Origin of the sequence: Actinomadura sp. 7K507, from assembly GCF_004348425.1 — a bacterium.
In the GTDB taxonomy this organism is placed as follows: Bacteria; Actinomycetota; Actinomycetes; order Streptosporangiales; family Streptosporangiaceae; genus Spirillospora.
This window is the reverse complement of record NZ_SMKK01000059.1, coordinates 1-16,451: the sequence shown is the minus strand read 5'-3', so window position 1 is coordinate 16,451 and position 16,451 is coordinate 1. Positions and strand designations below refer to the sequence as shown.

Sequence of the window (16,451 nt, the reverse complement as noted above, 5' to 3'; positions counted from 1 at the left end):
CGACGGACGACGCCCCGGGCGGGAATCGGGCATTGCCTCACATCGGGTATGAGAATAAGTTTCTCATACAGGAGAACATAATTCTTCGCCAGTGAAGGGCCCGTATCATGACGGAGTCGATGACGCTCGCCTGGCACGCCCGGCGCACCCCGGACAGGCCCGCGGTCATCATGGGGGCCGGCGAGGTCGTGACCTTCGCGCAACTGGAGGAGCGGTCGCTGCGGTTCGCGCAGGCGCTGCGCGCCCGCGGTCTCCAGGTCGGCGATCACATCGCGATCCTCATGGAGAACAACCGGGCGTACCTGGAGGTCGCGTGGGCGGCGCAGCGCTCCGGCCTGTACTACACCGCGATCAACAGCCACCTGCGTCCCGCCGAGGTGCAGTACGTGCTGGACGACTCCGGGGCGGGCGCGTTGATCGCGAGCGAGGCGATGGCCGGCGTGGTCGGCGGGCTCGACCTCGCCCGGATCCCCGTGCGGGTGTCGGCGGCCGGGGAGATCCCCGGCTTCGACCGCTACGACGACCTTCTCGCCGCGCACCCGGCCGACCCCCTCCCGGACGAGTGCGAGGGACGCGAGATGCTCTACTCGTCCGGCACCACCGGACGGCCGAAGGGCGTGCGCAAGCCGCTGCCGCGCACCCGCCTGGGCGACCCGGAGTCGCCGCCCGTCCAGATCGCGAACGGCCTGGTCATGCAGGGCACCGGGCCGGGGGCCGTCTACCTGTCGCCCGCGCCGCTGTACCACGGCGCGCCCCTGGTGTTCTCCACATCGATGCACCGCCTCGGCGCGACGGTGGTGGTGATGGAGAAGTTCGACGCCCGGCAATGCCTGGAACTGATCGAACGGCACCGGGTCACCCACGCGCAGTTCGTCCCGACGATGTTCATCCGGATGCTGCGGCTGCCGCAGGCCGACCGCGAGCGGTTCGACCTCTCCAGCCTGGTCAACGCCACCCACGGGGCGGCGCCGTGCCCGGTATCGGTGAAGCGGCGGATGCTCGACTGGTGGGGGCCGATCATCCACGAGTACTACTCCGGTACCGAGGACGTCGGCCACACCTCGATCACGCCCGAGGAGTGGCTGGCCCATCCCGGCTCCGTCGGCAGGCCCTACCAGGAGTGCCACATCGTCGGCGAGGACGGCCGGGACCTGCCGCCCGGCGAACCCGGCGTGGTGTACTTCGCGGGCGGGCGGCCGTTCGAGTACCACAACGACCCCGGGAAGACCGCGTCGGTGACCAACGACAAGGGCTGGCGCACCCTCGGCGACATCGGCTACCTGGACGGCGACGGCTACCTCTACCTCACCGACCGCCGCGCCCACATGATCATCTCGGGCGGGGTGAACATCTACCCGCAGGAGGCGGAGAACGCGCTGGTCGGCCACCCCGCCGTGGCGGACGTGGCGGTCATCGGCGTCCCGGACGAGGAGATGGGCGAGGCCGTCAAGGCGGTCGTCCAGCTCACCGACGACGCCACGGCGAACCCCGCGCTGGCCGCGGAACTGATCGCCCACTGCCGGCTCGAACTGGCGACGTACAAATGCCCCGGCACGGTCGACTTCGTCGACGAACTTCCCCGCGACCCCAACGGCAAGCTCTACAAACGCCTGCTGCGCGAGCGCTACGGGGCGCACGGAATCGGAGCGGTCTCGTGACGCGAACCCCCGCCGAACTGTTCGACCTCACCGGCAAGGTGGCGCTGGTCACCGGCGGAAGCCGCGGGCTGGGACGCGCGATCGTGCTGGCCTACGCGGCCGCCGGCGCCGACGTCGTGATCGCCAGCCGCAAACTGGACGCCTGCGAGGCGGTCGCCGGCGAGGTGGAGGCGCTCGGCCGCAAGGCCCTGCCGGTGGCCTGCCACGCGGGCCGCTGGGATTCGCTCGACGCACTCGCCGAAACCGCCTACGAACGGTTCGGCAAGATCGACGTCCTGGTCAACAACGCGGGCATGTCACCGCTGGCGCCCTCGTCCGCGCAGACCTCAGAGGAACTGTTCGACAAGGTGGTCGGGGTCAACTTCAAGGGCCCGTTCCGGCTGTCGGCGGTGGTGGCCGAGCGGATGAAGGCGGGCGGCGGCGGCTCGGTCATCAGCGTCTCCAGCACGGGTGCGTTGCGGCCGTCCCCGAACTTCGCCCCCTACGCCGGGTCCAAGGCGGCCCTCAACGCGATCAGCGTCGCGTTCGCGCAGGAGTTCGCCCCAGAGGTCCGCTTCAACGTCATCTCGCCCGGCGGGTTCTACACCGACATCTCCAAGGGCTGGGCGACCCCGGGGGAGGACAGGCCGGACATGCTGCTGCGCCGCCTCGGCCACCCCGAGGAGATCGTCACGGCCGCCCTTTACTACGCCAGCGACGCCTCGTCCTACACCACCGGCTCTCTACTCCGAGTAGACGGCCTCGGCCCCCTCTGACTGCCCCGTTCCTCGTCCATGAATCAGGAGATGCCTGCCGTGGTTCACCATTCCCCTCGGTCCTGGCGCGGTCTCGCCGCCGCGTGCCTTGCGGGGGCGGCGCTGAGCGTCGCACCCTCCGGGACCGCCCACGCCGCTCCACCACTCGAAGACCGCGTCACGGTCACCGCGGCCGGTTCTCCGGCCTACGAACTGACCGGAGAACTGTCCTCGGGGGCCATCGCCGTCCTCGACAACGTCGCGACGTATGAGACCGACAAGATCCAGGGCTCGGGCACGCTCCCCGGTGCCGGCGGCGGGACGGCGAACGTCTCGTTCCAGATCGCCCGTAACGTTTTCGGGTTGAAGGGTGAGTTCACCCTCAAGGACCCCGGTGCGGGCGTGGAGATCTCCGCCAAGGTCAACGGCGGCGTCACGGTCCCGGGCACCGCGACGGTGAAGTGGGAGGGGAACGGCACCGTACGGCGCGGCGACTCCTCCTCGTCCCAGCCGGTCACGTTCACGATCGAGGACCGCCGTCCCGATCCGGGCGACCACGCCATCCGCATCACCCACGCCGGGCAGGCCAGAAACGCGATCCTCCGCCTGCCCGACGACTACGACGGGACCCCGCGGCCGGTGCTGTTCCACTTCCCCGGGCTCCTGGAGACGCCGGGCATCGCCGAGTACTACGGCCGCATGGCCGACTACGCGCAGACCCGCGGCTTCATCATGATCACCCCTGAGCACTACGGGCCCGGCTGGCAGGGCGTCCCTGCCGGGACGCCATCCCCCGACGTGGACGACCCCGGCTTCGTACAGCGACTCCAGGACATCCTCGTCCAGCGGTTCAACGCCGATCCGAAGCGCCTCTACGCCTCCGGCATGAGCAACGGCGGCTTCTTCACCAGCAAGATGGCCTGCGACAACGACCGGTTCGCCGCCTACGTCGCCGTCGCCGGCCAGCTGTCCGACCCGGCCTCCTGCAGCCCGGGGCGCCATGTCCCGATCGTCATGATCCACGGCGACGGCGACTTCATCGTCCCCTACTCCACGGTGCAGCCGGCGCTCGACTTCTGGACGCGCAACAACGAGTGCGGCGGCGAGACCGTCGCCACGAACCTGCCCGACATCGCGCCCGACGACAACACCACCGTCGTCCGCCACGACCACCCCGACTGCGCGGCCGACGGCCCCGTCGTCGTCTACCAGATCAAGGGCGGCGGTCACAATTGGCCCGGCGGCCTCCCATTCCTAGGCCCGTTCCTCGGCGGCACCACCTACGACATAAACGCCAACACCGTAATCTGGGATTTCGTCTCCCAGCACCGCCTCCCTTAAGCGAGACGGGCCTGACCCGCGCCACATCGCCTGGTGCGGGCATCGGTTAGACTCGCGGGCGGCGAAGGGGAGTAGTCCTGTAACACCGCTGGTCGACACGCTGGACGTCCCAGGACGTCCCGGCCACCGGGCCCCCGCATCCGTGCGGAGGGCGGACGAGACCTTCGGCCACGGCATGACCCGGCCTGCACCACCGTGCGGGCCGTCCCGTCGTGCCGGGCCGAGTGGATCCCCGGCGCCTTCTGGTGTCGACCCGAAGCACGCGGCCCGGCCCCAGCGGAAGGCCTCGTTCATGACCCTGGACCCCCTGGCGATCCTCACCGCCTTCGGGCTGATCTTCCTCGCCGAGCTCCCCGACAAGACGATGTTCGCCTCGCTGGCCATGGGCACGCGGATGCGCCCGCTGTACGTGTGGTTCGGCACGTCCACGGCGTTCATCGTGCACGTCGCGATCGCGGTGGGCGCCGGCAGCCTGCTCGGCCTGCTGCCGGACATGGCGGTCAAGCTGGTCTCCGCCGCCCTGTTCGCCTTCGGCGCCTTCATGCTGATGCGCGGCGGGGACGACGATGACGACGACCACGCCGGGGGGACGATCACCCGGTTCTGGCCGTCCTACGCCGCCGCCTTCACCGCCGTGTTCGTCAGCGAGTGGGGTGACCTGACCCAGATCACCACGGCCAACCTGGCCGCCACCAACGGCTGGCTGCCGACGGCGATCGGCTCGGCCGCCGCCCTGATGTCGGTGTCGGCCCTGGCCCTGCTGGCGGGCAAGTTCATCGCCAAGCGCGTCCCGCTGAAGACCGTCCAACGCATCGGCGCCCTCTGCATGGCAGGCCTGGCCACCTGGATGCTCGTCGAGGCCTTCACCGCCTGAATGCGGGCCCCAGCGCGGTCATTTGACGGCGACGCCGCCGTAGACCCAGGCGCCGCCGCTCGCGGCGGCCTCGGCGGCGTCGGCGCGCCACCGGTTGACCTTGACCAGGCCCGGCTCGACGAGGGTGAGGCCGTTGAACAGGCGCAGGACGCCGTCGTAGGCGCGGAAGACCATGGGCGCCGAGGCGTTCTCGTACGCGCTCTCGATGATCTCGACCAGGTCGGCGGGGCGGTCGTCGACGGTGCTGTGGGAGATGACGAGGTGGCTGCCGGGGGCGATGACGTCGGTGAAGGCGGCGACGATGCCCGCGGGGTCCTCGTCCTCGGTGACGAAGTGCAGCATGGCGTTGAAGATGACGCCGACCGGGCGGTCGAAGTCGATGAGCCGGGCGACGGCCTCGGAGTCGAGGACGGCCCGGGGGTCGCGCATGTCGGCCTGGATGGCGGCGGTGCGGTCGTCGGCGGCCAGCAGGGCGCGGGCGTGGGTGATGACGACCGGGTCGATGTCCACGTAGACGACGCGGGCGTGCGGGTGGACGCGCTGGGCGATCTCGTGGACGTTGCCCTGGTTGGGCAGTCCCGCGCCGAGGTCGATGAACTGGTCGATGCCCTGCTCGGCGACGTGGGCGACGGCGCGGCCGAGGAAGCGGCGGTTCCCGCGCAGGGCCTCGACGCCGTCGGGGATCGAGGCGATGAGGTGGCCGGCGAGTTCGCGGTCGGCGGCGTAGTTGTCCTTCCCGCCGAGTACGTAGTCGTACATGCGGGCGACGTTAGGGATGCTCGGGTCGATGCCCGGTGGCACGCTCTGCTCTTGCGACACGCTGGTTCCCATCCGCCGCGACGATAGGTTGGATGATCATCCTAGAAGGTGAAATCAGACCAATGTAGTGGTTTACCAGGCGCTGTCGTGCCACGATGGCGGCGATCCCCGATCCGGCGCATGGAGCGCGTATGGAAGTCAGTGTCAACGGCAAGTCCATCGACGTCGGTGCTGGGGAGGACGAGACCGCCGCGGAGATGCTGCGCGAGCGGCTGGGGCTGACCGGGACGAAGGTCGCCTGCGGCACCGGCGTGTGCGGAACCTGCACGGTGCTGGTCGACGGGCGCACGGCGGCGAGCTGCCTGCTGCCGGCCGGTGCGGTCGCCGGCCGCGAGGTCACGACCGTGGAGGGGCTCGGCGGCGACGCCGGCGACCATCCGGTGCAGCGCGCCTTCGCCGAGCACGACGCGCTCCAGTGCGGCTACTGCACGCCGGGCTTCGTCGTGGAGGCCGCCGCGTTCGTGGACCGGTGGCGGGACGAGCACGGCACGGCCGAGCCGTCCCGCGAGCAGATCGCCGACGCCCTGGCCGGGCACCTGTGCCGCTGCGGTGCCTACGCCGGGATCTACGCGGCGGTCGCGGCGGCGTGCGCGGGCAAGCACGACGAGGGCACGGTGACGCCGGTACGCGTCGAGGCCCTCAGCAAGATCACGGGCGCGGCGCGCTACACGACGGACGTCGTCCTGGACGGCCGGCTCGAAGGCGTGATCGTGCGCTCGCCGCACCCGCACGCGAAGGTGGACGGGATCCGCTACGACGGCCCGCTGGCCGAACTGCTCCCGGCGGACCGCGTCGTCCGCTACGTGGGCCAGCCGGTGGCCGCGGTCGCCGCGCCCACCAAAGCGGAGGCGCTCGCCGCCGCGGCCCGCGTCGAGATCGACTACACGGTGCTGCCCGCCGTCCTGTCTCCGGAGGACGACACCGTCGTCTACCCCACCGAGGAGTCCCGCAAGGCGGCCCCCCGCGCCAACGAGGGACCGCTCGCGAGCGCCAAGTGGAACGGCAACGTCCGGGGCCCCGCCTCCATGAGCTGGCGCGGCGGCACGGCCGCGAAGCGCATCGAGAAGGCCCGGGGCGACGGCGGCCGGACCCTGGTCGAGGCCTCCTTCACCACCGGCGTGCAGGCGCACACCTGCATGGAACCGCACAGCTGCGTGGCCCGGTGGGAAGGCGGAGAGCTCCATCTCCAGCTGTCCACCCAGGCCGTCACCCGCGTCGCCGACCAGGCCGCCAAGCGCTGGAAACTCAAGCCCGAGCAGGTCCACATCGTGGCCGAGCATGTGGGCGGCGGTTTCGGCTCCAAGGTCAACGTCACCGCCGACGTGGTCTCCGCCGTCGAGCTGTCCCGGCTGCACGACGCGCCGGTCAGGGTCGTCCTCAGCAGGCCGGAGGAGATCGTCGACGGCGGCACCCGGCCCGGGACGCGCATCGACCTGGCCCTCCTCGCCGGCGCCGACGGCGAGCTGGCCGCCTTCACGATGGACTCCCACGGCGACTCCGGCGTCTCCATCGGGTCCAACGCGGCGTGGCACTCGCGGTTCGTCTACGGCAACGCGCCGCGCCGGATCCGCGACTACGACCACGTCACCAACCGCGCGCCCGGCATCCCCTTCCGCGGCCCCGGCATGCCGCCGATGCTGTGGGCGCTGGAGCAGGCCGTCGACGAGATGGCGCTGCGCCGCGGTGAGGACCCCATCGAGCTGCGCCGCCGCTGGGACGGCAACCCCAAGCGCCACGCCCTGTACGACGAGGCTTCGGCCCTGCCGATGTGGCGCGACCGGACGGACCCCGGCGACGGACGCGTCCGCCGCGGCGTGGGCGTCGCCGCCGCCAACTACATGTACTTCCTCGACCCGGGCACCAAGGTCGAGCTCGTCGTCGAGCAGGGCGCGGTGGTCGCCCGGATCGCCACCCAGGACATCGGCACCGGCAGCCGCTCGGTGATCGCCGAGGTCGTACGGTCCGCGCTCGACCTGCTGCCCGGCCAGGTGCGCGTCGAACTCGGCCACAGCGACCACGTGTACGGGCCGACGGCCGCCAGCAGCTGCTCCACCGCCTCGATCGCCCCGGCGGCGCAGGACGCGGCCCGCCGCCTCCGCAAGGCCCTCGGCGCCCGCTCCCTCGACGAGGCCGGCGGGACCCGGGTCGTCGGCAGGCGCCCCCGCGACCGCCGCGGATACGTCACACCCTTCCCCCTGGACCACTTCGCCATCGGACGGGGCTTCTCCGGAGCCGTCGTCGTCACCGAGGTCGAGGTGGACACCCTCCTCGGACGCATCAGACCCGCCCGCGTCTGGTGCGGGGTGGCCGCCGGCCACATCTACGCCCCGAGGCCGGCCCGCAACCAGTGCGAGGGCGGCGTCGTCCAAGGCATCGGCTACGCCCTGTTCGAGCAGCGCCACGATGACCCGGGCACCGGAACCGTCCTCACCGCGAACCTCGAGGACTACCGCATCCCCGGCATCGCCGACACACCGGAGATCGACGTGCACTTCCACACCGAGGGCTGGGACCACGTGCCCGGCCGCGGCGTCGGCCTGGGCGAGATCTGCACCATGGGCGTCGCCGCCTCGATCGGCAACGCTGTCCGCGCCGCCACCGGCTGGCGCCCGCACGACCTGCCCATCCGGCCCGACCGGCTGCTCGAGGGGATCGCCAGGTGACCACCATCGAGGACGCCGCCGGAGCCGTCCGCGAGACCGGCGGCGAACTGCGCGCGGGCGGCACCGACGTCATGACCCGGACGACCGGCCCCCTGGTCGACCTGCTCGGCGTCCCCGGCCTGCGCGGCGTCACCTGGCGGCCGGACGGCTCCGCCGCGATCGGCGCGCTGACCACCATCGCGGACCTGCTCGCCGACGACCGGCTGACCGCCGCCTACCCCGCGCTCGCCGCCACGGCCGCCGCCGTCGCCACCCCGCAGATCCGCAACGTCGCGACCGTCGGCGGCAACCTCCTCCAGCGCAACCGCTGCTGGTACCTGCGCACCCCCGGCTTCTCCTGCCACCACACCGGAGGCGACGCCTGCCCCGCCCGCGAGGGCGCCCACCTCTACTCGGCCGTCATCGACCAGGGCCCCTGCGTCGCGCCGCACCCGTCCTCACTCGCCGTCGCGCTCCTCACCTACGGCGCCACCGCCGACGTCCACGGCCGCTCCCCGCTGGGAATCGCCGACCTGTACGGGGACGGCGGCGACCCGACGCGCGACCATCGCCTGGCGCCCGGCGAGATCCTCCAGACGGTCCGCATGCCGGTGCCGGCCCCGTCCGAACGGGCCGCCTACCGCCGCGCCACCAGCCGCGAGACGGCGGAGTGGCCGCTGGCCGAAGCAGCCGCCCGCCTCACCCTCGACGGCGACACGATCACCAGCGCCGCCGTCGCCGTAGGGGGAGTGGCCCGCACGCCCCTCCTGCTCCCCGAAGTGGCGGAAGCGCTGCTCGGCAAGCCCGCCGCCGAGGAAACCCTGGCGGCGGCCGCCGACCTGGCCACCGCCCGCGCCACCCCACTCCCGCAGACCGCCTACAAGCTGCCGCTCCTCCGCACCACCGTCCTCGACACCCTCACCGCCGCCTGCACACCCAGGCAGGGTTCCATGGGCGTCCCGCCCCTCTGATATAGGTTGTCCGCCAATGCGCAGATGAGGGGACCATGAATCAACCTTGGGGGATGCCCCCGCAGCAACCTTCGCCGGGCGGGTACGGGCAGCAGGGCCAGCCCCAGTGGGCGGGGCAGTCCGCCGCGGGGCAGGGCCAACTGGTGGTCGACATCAAGCACCATCCACTGGCGTGGATCTACCGCTTCTTCTCACCTGTGATCACGCTGAACGGGCAGCGCCTTCCCGGCAGGTGGGGGCCCAACGCGCTGGCGCTTCCGCCTGGCCACCATCAGCTGTTCATCCACCTTCCCTACCTCCTGCCGCCCGAGGTCGGGCGTGCCGGGGCGACCGTCCCGGTGCAGCCGGGCCAGCAGCTGCATCTCGAATACCGCGCGCCCATGATCGTCTTCATGGCGGGCGCGCTCGGCCCCGCGCCGCAGAAATGGCCCGGCGTCATCTTCACCTACGCGGTCTTCGGCGTGCTGTTCCTGTTCCTGGCACTGAGCATGATCGCGCTCATCCTGGCCGCAGTGGCCTCGGGCTGACCACCCGGCCGACGCACAAGGTCTTCCGGCCGTGCCGATCTGCACCCCGGGATACACATCTCGAATACCCGCGCGCCCATGATCGCCTTCGTGCGGGGCGCGCTCGCCGCGGCACCGCAGAAGACGCCCGGCCTTACGTGACCCCGTCTTCTCGTATTCGGGTCCTCCCGCGACGCGGGCTGAGGGTTCGGAACTGCTGGCGGTTGGGTGTTCATGAGTGTCGGTAGCCGTTCATGAGTGACGTGGGTGATTGTGGAGCCGGTGGGACGAGTGCGCAGGGGCTCTGTTCGCTGCGCGCCGGTGGCCGAAGGGCATGTCGCGGGCGGCGGGAGAACGGTGCGCGGTCAAGTCGATTGCATGTTCGAATATGATGACTTAATGTATCCGTCATGTCGCAGCTCGCCACCGTCAGTGGGGTGGACGCCGTCCCCACGGCGGTCGCCCACCCCGGCGTGGACGGTACGGCCAAGGGGAACGACCCTGCCGCCGCGCATACCGCAGGGCGGGACGAGCGGCCACCGGCGGTGCCGTCGATACGGCCGATCGGTGCGTCGTTCGTGGCCGCCGGCCAGGCGGGGGTGGCGATCCGGGCCCGGCTCAAGGGCCTCACGCTCCAGGACGAGCAGGTGCTGCGGGAGGTGGGCAGTCATCTGGGGTCGCTGGCCGGCCGTGACCTGGCGGCCCGGTGCCGGGACGGCACAGCGCACGACGCCGACGGGTGGGCGGCGCGTAAGCGGGAGTTGACGGGTGGGTCGTCGGCGCGGTGGGCCGGGTCGATCACCAAGGCCACCCATGACCAGTGGGCGCTGGCCCGCCGCGCCCAGCTCGCGCATCTGAAGAGCTTGGAGGCCGGGGTCGCGGCCATCGAGCGGCGGCTGTCGGTCCCGGTCGGGCAGAAGGGCACCCGGCGGACACCAGGCGGGTACCGGTCGAGGCGGGAGTGGTTCGCCAAGTCCCGCCGCCTGCACGTCCTCAAGGACCGTCTCGCCGCCGTGCGGGCGGACTGGGAGGCCGGGCGGGTGCGAGTGGTGCGCGGCGGCAAGCGTCTGCTGAACAACCGCCATAACCTAGAGGCCGCTGGGCTGACCGAAGAGCACTGGCGGGCGCGGTGGGAGGCCGGGCGGTGGTTCTGCCACGCCGACGGGAAAGTGGGAAGCGGTACGGCAACGAGACCATCCGCGTCACCCCCGACGGCGAAGTATCGATCAGGCTGCCCGCACCGCTGGCGCACCTGGCCAACGCCCCGCACAGCCGCTACGTCCTGGCCGCCCGCGCCCGGTTCGCGCACCGGGCCGCCGAGTGGGCCGACCGCATCTGCGCGGACAGGGCGGTGGCCTACCGCATCCACCACGACCCGGACCGGGACCGCTGGTACCTCACCGCGTCCTGGCAACGCCCCGCCATCCCTACAGTCCCGCTCGAGGCTGCCCGCACCCACGGCATCATCGGGGTCGACACCAACGCCGACCACTTCGCCGCCTACCGCCTGGACACCCACGGCAACCCCATCGGCGACCCCGTGCGGTTCGGCTACGACCTGTCCGGCACCGCCGACCACCGGGACGCGCAGATCCGGCACGCCATCACCGCCCTACTGCACTGGGCCCGGCGATGCGGCGTCGCCGCCATCGCCATCGAAGACCTTGACTTCGCGCAGGAAAAGACCCGGGAGAAGCACGGGCGGCGTAAACGGTTCCGGCAGCTGATCTCCGGCTTCCCCACTGGGAAGCTCAAGGCGCGGCTGGTCTCGATGGCCGCCGTGCAGGGTCTCGCGATCGTCGCGGTCGACCCGGCCTACACCTCCAGTGGGGCGACCAGCACTGGCGCAAGCCCCTCACCAGCAGCAAACGTCCAATGACCCGCCATGACGCCGCCTCGGTGGCGATCGGCAGACGCGCCCTCGGACACCCGATCCGGCGACGGACGACACCGCCCCCTGCCCACCAGAGCGATGGGCAGAGGCATCGGACCGCCCAGGCCGAACCAAGTGTCCGAGGGCGTGAGGGAACCCGCCCACCCGTCACGGAACGTGCACACGATGCATCCAGCCGGACCGGGACACCAAAGCGAACGCGGGGACCCAGCGCATCCAACACCGTTCGGGATGCGCGCAGTACCGGGATGTGGGTCCAAGACTCACTCCTGATCACTGTGTAGGAACGGTACTGCTACTGGCGGTGCGCCGAGCGCCGCGCATCCCATCCGCTGCTGCCGATGCGGGTGCTGCTGAACCGGCTCCGCGCCGGGGCGTTCCTGGCCATCACGCTGATGTTCGTCGCGATGTTCGGCTTCTACCTGTTCATGAGCTACTACACCCAGACGGTGCTCGGCTACTCGCCCGTCCAGGCCGGGCTCACACTGATCATCAACGCGCTCGCGGCACTGGCCGGATCCATGCTCATCGCCGGGAAGCTGCACGGCCGCGTCCCGCCCGCCGCCCTGATCGTGCCGGGCTTGCTCGCCGCCGCGGCCGGGATGCTGCTCCTGACGCGGCTGACGGCCGACACCACCGGCGTCTTCTCCTTCTACCTGGTCCCGGCGCTGATGCTCACCGGGCTCGGGCTCGGCTGCGTCATGCCACCGACCGCCAGCCTCGCCACAGCGGGCACGCAGGGGCACGACATCGGGGCCGCCTCCGCGGCCTACAACGCCGCTCAACAGCTGGGCGCCGCCCTGGGCACCGCCTTGTTCAACACCCTGGCGGCCAGCGCCGGCGCGGCCTTCCTCGCCGCCCATCCGAACGCACTGCCGGACGCGTCCGTCGTGCACGGCTACACCGTCGCCCTGACGGTCGCATTCGCGCTCCTGGTAGCCGCCGCGTGCCTCACCGCCCGGCTGATCATCACGCGGGGCGGGCGAGGGGGCTCGCCGTCGCACCCCGCGCCCACCCCTGCGAAACAGCTCTAATGGAGGCACTCATGGATTCGGAATCGGTCACCATGCTCCCGTAGCGGTCCCCTCGAATGGGTTGACACCTCGTCGGCCACGGTCGCGTGAGATCGGCGTGGTGTCAGCTCACGGCCTTCTTGATGAGCGAAGTGATCGTCTTTTCGGCTTCGGCGCTCAGCTCGGTCACGGCGTAGGAGGTCGGCCACAGGCCGCTGTCGTCGTCGAAGTCGGCTTCGGGGGTGAAGCCCAAGGTCGAGTAACGCTCCTTGTCGGCGTGCCCGCTCCGGAAGAAGCACACGACCTTGCCTTTTCTGGCGTAGGCGGGCTGCCCGTACCAGAGTTTCGGTGACAGTTCCGGGGCGTTGGCGGTGACGATCGCGTGGATGCGTTCGGCCGCTGCGCGGTCCGGAGCCTCCATCTCCGCGATCTTCGTCAGCACGTCGAGTTCCCCGGCGGCCGCCTTGCCGCCACGACCACGGGCCGCCTCCTTCTTCAGTTCCGCGGCGCGCTCTTTCATGGCCGCGCGTTCCTGCTCGGAGAAGCCGCTGGTGCTCCCATCTCCGGAATCCGCACTCATCGCTGTTCCCCCTGCTCGTGATCGGTGTGATGCGATGTGACGCTAGCCCTGCCGTGAGGCCTGGCGCTTCTCGATTCCTGACCGGCGCCCGCCCGGTGCTCGGGCGACCCACCTCGCCTCCCGGCCCGCCGCCCGCTCGGGCGAACTGGCCGACCAGCACGCCCGCGCCGCAGTCGACTACCGCGCCGCCCGAGCCGCCTTTCGTCACCCGAGTCCGCGCCGCCGGAGCGTGATGAAACCGGCGATTCTGATCCGGACGGCCGGGTGCTGGTGGTGAGTGTCGCCGCCCCCGGCGTGGACAGGCACATCTCCGTCACCGCCACCTTGAACCGCGTCATCACCCACCTCACCTGCTGAAATCGCCCGCCGCGAAGGTCCGGACGCCGAGTTTGGGTGTAAGCCCGCGCGCCGGCGACGGACAACCGCATCAGCTGATCTCCGAAAACCTATGCCGATCGAGGTAGATATTCGCGACGGGGTGGGGTAGTGTTCCTGTCATCGAAGAGAGACGAGTCCATGAGACGCGGCAGATGACGAACTGCCCGGACAGATGGATGTCGCGGGCCGGACGTGCCGGGGTCAACGCAGTGGAAGGGACCCCGGCAGCCGGCTCCGCGCCCGGCGGCCAACGGGCCGCCGACGGCACGAAGGCAAGTGGCAACACCGCAGAGAACACAGGTAATGCAGGTAGAGAACACGGAAGGAGTGTCTCGGCACCATCGGGATCGCCCGTTGCAGGCTCCAGTCACGCCGCGCGGGTACCGCAGCCCCACAGATTGGACGGTGGTCTACGGTCACGCATCCGCGATCCCCGCGCCCCCGCCTCAGGCGGCCGGCGCGGAAGACACCCGGCCACAGCGCCGGATGATGGTGTTGTACCTCATGGCCCCGGCGCCGCCCTTCGGCGCCGGGGCCCCGTCGTTCCCCAAGGACGCATCCGGCCTGCACCCGGCACCCAACGACAGTACGGAAGGTTTTGTGAAAGCACCCCAGTCGGCTAGGCCCGGCACCCACCCGGCACACCACGACCCGCACCCCGCCAAGCCCGGCGCGGTGCCAGACGACGCCGAACGGCAGGACCCCGCCACCGGGCCCGTCAGCAGTCCCGACGGCAGGCTGGACGACAAGCTCGACGACGAGGACTACCCCGCCTACAGCATGGGCCGGGCCGCCGAGATGCTGGGTGTCACCCCGGGGTTCCTGCGCGGCCTGGACGCCGCGGAACTGTTCGTCCCGCAACGCTCGGCCGGCGGCCACCGCCGCTACTCCCGCTACCAGCTGCGCCTGGCCCAACGCGCCCGCGACCTGATCGACCAGGGCACCGCGCTGGAGGCGGCCTGCCGCATCATCATCCTTCAAGACCAGCTCACCGAGGCCCAGCGCATCAACGCCCAACTCCAGCAGCGCATCAACGCCGACCCCGGACGGGACTGATCCGCCCTGCTCTTGGCCCCGAGCATGATCGCGATCATCCTGGCCGCGGTGTTCTCGGGCTGACCGCCCGGTTCCCGACTCGGGCGAGGTCGTCCGCACGGCACGACCTGCCCCCGGAGCGGCCGCCGTGCTGGGGGAACGCGGTACGCCTGCGAGGTCGCCGGGGGGGGCGTAGGCGTACTCGCGGGCGGTGGCCGCTCCGGGGAGTTCGGGACGCAGCGGCTCAAGGGCCGCTGCTTGATCGGCTCATGCCGATGGGTGCGCCTGCCGGGTGCGGGGGACGGGACGGCGGTCAGCCGTTCCGGTATTTCGCCCACCGAGCGTCCGGTGGTAGGAGCGAGGATTGCCGGGGACCCGGTCTCGCTTCGTGGCCCTCTTCCTCCGCTGATCGGCAAGGCCGCGGTGCTTTCCGACGTAACCGTTGTCGGCAATGGCCATGCTGAGGAAGAGGATCAGTATGCAGGCGGCGAAGACGGCGATGAGCGCGGCACCGGTGACCGCCAATGTGAAGATCACAAGGACCCCTCGATCTTGCTTTGTCCTGCGAGGGCCTCGCTGAGCAACTCGTAGGTGTCTTCGACGATGGTCGCGCAGAGGCCGTAGTAGATCTCCCGGTGCGTGAGCGGGCGTCCGAGGCGGGTGGCCACGAGGCATTCCATCATCGGCGGCCGGCGAATGTGCCAGCCCGGGTACTGCGCCTCAAGGTGTGCGCGTTCTTGATCATTCACGGGCCGGGTCCCCTGCGAATCGGTTCGGCGTTTCAACGGAAACCCTTCCAGGGCAGAGTTACGCTGAGCCACGAACCGATTACCCCCCACCGGCACCCGAGCAAGTCAGGCGACACCCCCGAACACACGGGCCGACACCCGGGAGACACCCGATGGCACCCTCGCGTGACACCAGCGCCTCGCCCCAGCAGGAGATGTTCGTCAACGAGCTGCGGGCGCGCCGCGAGTCGTCCGGTCTCTCTCGGAACAGGCTCGCGGCGGCGCTCGGCTGCACACCGCAGTGGATAGCCAAGGTCGAGACCTTCGAGAAGCCCCCGTCCGAAGGACTCGCGGACGACCTGGACACCTACTTCCAGGCTGGCGGCATGTTCCGTCGCATGTGGGAGAAGCACGTCGAAGCACGGAAGCGGGGCCTGATTCCGAACGGCTTCCGTCCGCTGGCTGAGGCGGAACCGGAGGCAGCGCAGATCAGCATCTACGAGCCTCTGTTGCTCACCGGCCTCCTGCAAACAGAGGAGTACGCACGGTTTGTGTTTGGAGCTGGAATGCGGGCAGGCAATGTGGACGAGTTGGTTGCGATACGTATGGAGCGACAGTCGATTCTTCGCAGGGCCGATCCGCCTTGGCTGTTCGTACTTATCCGCGAAGCGGTCGTCCGTGATCTTAAGACCGAATTTCGGTCGGAGCAGTGTAAGCGTCTGCTGGAAGTCATGGAGCACCCCAAGCTCTCAATTCAACTCATCCCAGCGGATGCCGCTGTCTTTCAACCGTGCGGTTTTCAGTTGCTCAGCTTCAAGCAGGCGCCCGACGTCGCCTACGTGGACGGAGTGATACATCACGGACAGGTGCTCACGAACCCACCCGACGTACAGGAACTTGCCATACTCTTCAACGTGATCCAGACCGCCGCACTGTCCGCGAAAGAGTCTGGAAACTTGATCCGTTCGATCATGGAGAGCCCGTGAGCACACTCGACCTATCGTCCGCCCGCTGGAGCAAGAGTGCTAAGAGCGACTCGGAAGGAGGCGCCTGTGTCGAGGTTGCTGGAGTTGCGTCGGTCGTGGCTGTGAGGGATTCGAAGGACCCGGAGGGGCCGAAGTTGGCGTTCGGGCGTGCGGCGTTCGGTGTGCTGGCGCGTGACATCCGCGCCGGGCGGTACGACCGGTAGGCGGCACGCGGCGCGCGCCGTGTGATCCTTAGGCCCGCGAACGTGCCGTGCGGTACGGGCTTCGGCAGCGGTCTGGACGTGGGGCGGGA

Annotated in this window: 15 protein-coding genes; 12 read left to right on the top strand and 3 right to left on the bottom strand. The window is 70.5% G+C overall.

Features of this window, described 5'->3' with window-relative positions:
• Window positions 1-107: 107 nt before the first annotated feature.
• The 4 genes from E1285_RS15610 (at window position 108) to E1285_RS15595 (ending at window position 4,607) form a co-directional block, all read left to right on the top strand.
• Window positions 108-1,658 carry an acyl-CoA synthetase gene (locus E1285_RS15610; RefSeq protein ID WP_243722803.1) on the top strand — a complete coding sequence of 517 codons (1,551 nt, stop codon included), beginning with the start codon at window positions 108-110 and terminating at the stop codon, window positions 1,656-1,658.
• On the top strand, window positions 1,655-2,413 hold the full coding sequence (locus E1285_RS15605) for an SDR family oxidoreductase (protein WP_243722802.1): 759 nt from the start codon (window positions 1,655-1,657) through the stop codon (window positions 2,411-2,413). The genes E1285_RS15610 and E1285_RS15605 overlap by 4 nt, the downstream gene beginning before the upstream one ends.
• A 30-nt stretch (window positions 2,414-2,443) precedes the next feature.
• The gene (locus E1285_RS15600) at window positions 2,444-3,733 is read left to right on the top strand and encodes a prolyl oligopeptidase family serine peptidase (protein WP_165966630.1); all 1,290 of its coding nucleotides are present in this window, start codon (window positions 2,444-2,446) and stop codon (window positions 3,731-3,733) included.
• A gap of 292 nt (window positions 3,734-4,025) precedes the next feature.
• Window positions 4,026-4,607: a TMEM165/GDT1 family protein gene (locus tag E1285_RS15595; protein ID WP_132152572.1), complete on the top strand. Its 582-nt coding sequence runs from the start codon at window positions 4,026-4,028 to the stop codon at window positions 4,605-4,607.
• A gap of 18 nt (window positions 4,608-4,625) precedes the next feature.
• On the opposite strand, the gene E1285_RS15590 is transcribed toward E1285_RS15595, so the two are convergent.
• A complete protein-coding gene (locus E1285_RS15590) occupies window positions 4,626-5,438 on the bottom strand; it encodes an SAM-dependent methyltransferase (protein WP_132152570.1) in 813 nt (270 codons plus the stop codon).
• Window positions 5,439-5,557: 119 nt separating this feature from the next.
• On the opposite strand from E1285_RS15590, the gene E1285_RS15585 reads away from it, so the two are divergent.
• The 5 genes from E1285_RS15585 (at window position 5,558) to E1285_RS15565 (ending at window position 12,473) form a co-directional block, all read left to right on the top strand.
• Window positions 5,558-8,089, top strand: a complete 2,532-nt coding sequence (locus E1285_RS15585; RefSeq protein ID WP_132152568.1) for a molybdopterin-dependent oxidoreductase — start codon at window positions 5,558-5,560, stop codon at window positions 8,087-8,089.
• Window positions 8,086-9,039, top strand: a complete 954-nt coding sequence (locus E1285_RS15580) for an FAD binding domain-containing protein (RefSeq protein WP_243722801.1) — start codon at window positions 8,086-8,088, stop codon at window positions 9,037-9,039. The genes E1285_RS15585 and E1285_RS15580 overlap by 4 nt, the downstream gene beginning before the upstream one ends.
• Window positions 9,040-9,074: 35 nt before the next feature.
• Window positions 9,075-9,566 (top strand): hypothetical protein, encoded by a 492-nt coding sequence (locus tag E1285_RS15575; protein WP_132152566.1) that lies wholly within the window; start codon window positions 9,075-9,077, stop codon window positions 9,564-9,566.
• 1,123 nt (window positions 9,567-10,689) lie between these two features.
• Entirely contained in the window at window positions 10,690-11,424 is a 735-nt protein-coding gene (locus tag E1285_RS48180) for a hypothetical protein (protein WP_279510065.1), read from the top strand.
• A gap of 347 nt (window positions 11,425-11,771) precedes the next feature.
• Window positions 11,772-12,473, top strand: coding sequence for an MFS transporter (locus E1285_RS15565; protein WP_279510066.1), 702 nt, complete (start codon window positions 11,772-11,774; stop codon window positions 12,471-12,473).
• 103 nt (window positions 12,474-12,576) lie between these two features.
• Here E1285_RS15565 and E1285_RS15560 read toward each other — a convergent pair whose 3' ends face one another.
• Window positions 12,577-13,032, bottom strand: coding sequence for a DUF1801 domain-containing protein (locus E1285_RS15560; protein ID WP_132152562.1), 456 nt, complete (start codon window positions 13,030-13,032; stop codon window positions 12,577-12,579).
• Between the two features lie 1,158 nt (window positions 13,033-14,190).
• Here E1285_RS15560 and E1285_RS15550 point away from each other — a divergent pair.
• On the top strand, window positions 14,191-14,466 hold the full coding sequence (locus tag E1285_RS15550; protein WP_132152631.1) for a MerR family transcriptional regulator: 276 nt from the start codon (window positions 14,191-14,193) through the stop codon (window positions 14,464-14,466).
• A 512-nt stretch (window positions 14,467-14,978) separates the two neighbouring features.
• Here E1285_RS15550 and E1285_RS15545 read toward each other — a convergent pair.
• Entirely contained in the window at window positions 14,979-15,194 is a 216-nt protein-coding gene (locus tag E1285_RS15545) for a hypothetical protein (protein WP_132152558.1), read from the bottom strand.
• 194 nt (window positions 15,195-15,388) lie between these two features.
• Between E1285_RS15545 and E1285_RS15540 the strand changes: the two genes are divergently transcribed.
• Both E1285_RS15540 and E1285_RS15535 read left to right on the top strand, forming a co-directional pair.
• Window positions 15,389-16,159, top strand: a complete 771-nt coding sequence (locus E1285_RS15540; protein WP_165966629.1) for a helix-turn-helix transcriptional regulator — start codon at window positions 15,389-15,391, stop codon at window positions 16,157-16,159.
• A complete protein-coding gene (locus E1285_RS15535) occupies window positions 16,156-16,362 on the top strand; it encodes a DUF397 domain-containing protein (RefSeq protein WP_132152554.1) in 207 nt (68 codons plus the stop codon). Before E1285_RS15540 ends, E1285_RS15535 begins: the two co-directional genes overlap by 4 nt.
• The last annotated feature ends 89 nt before the right edge of the window (window positions 16,363-16,451 follow it).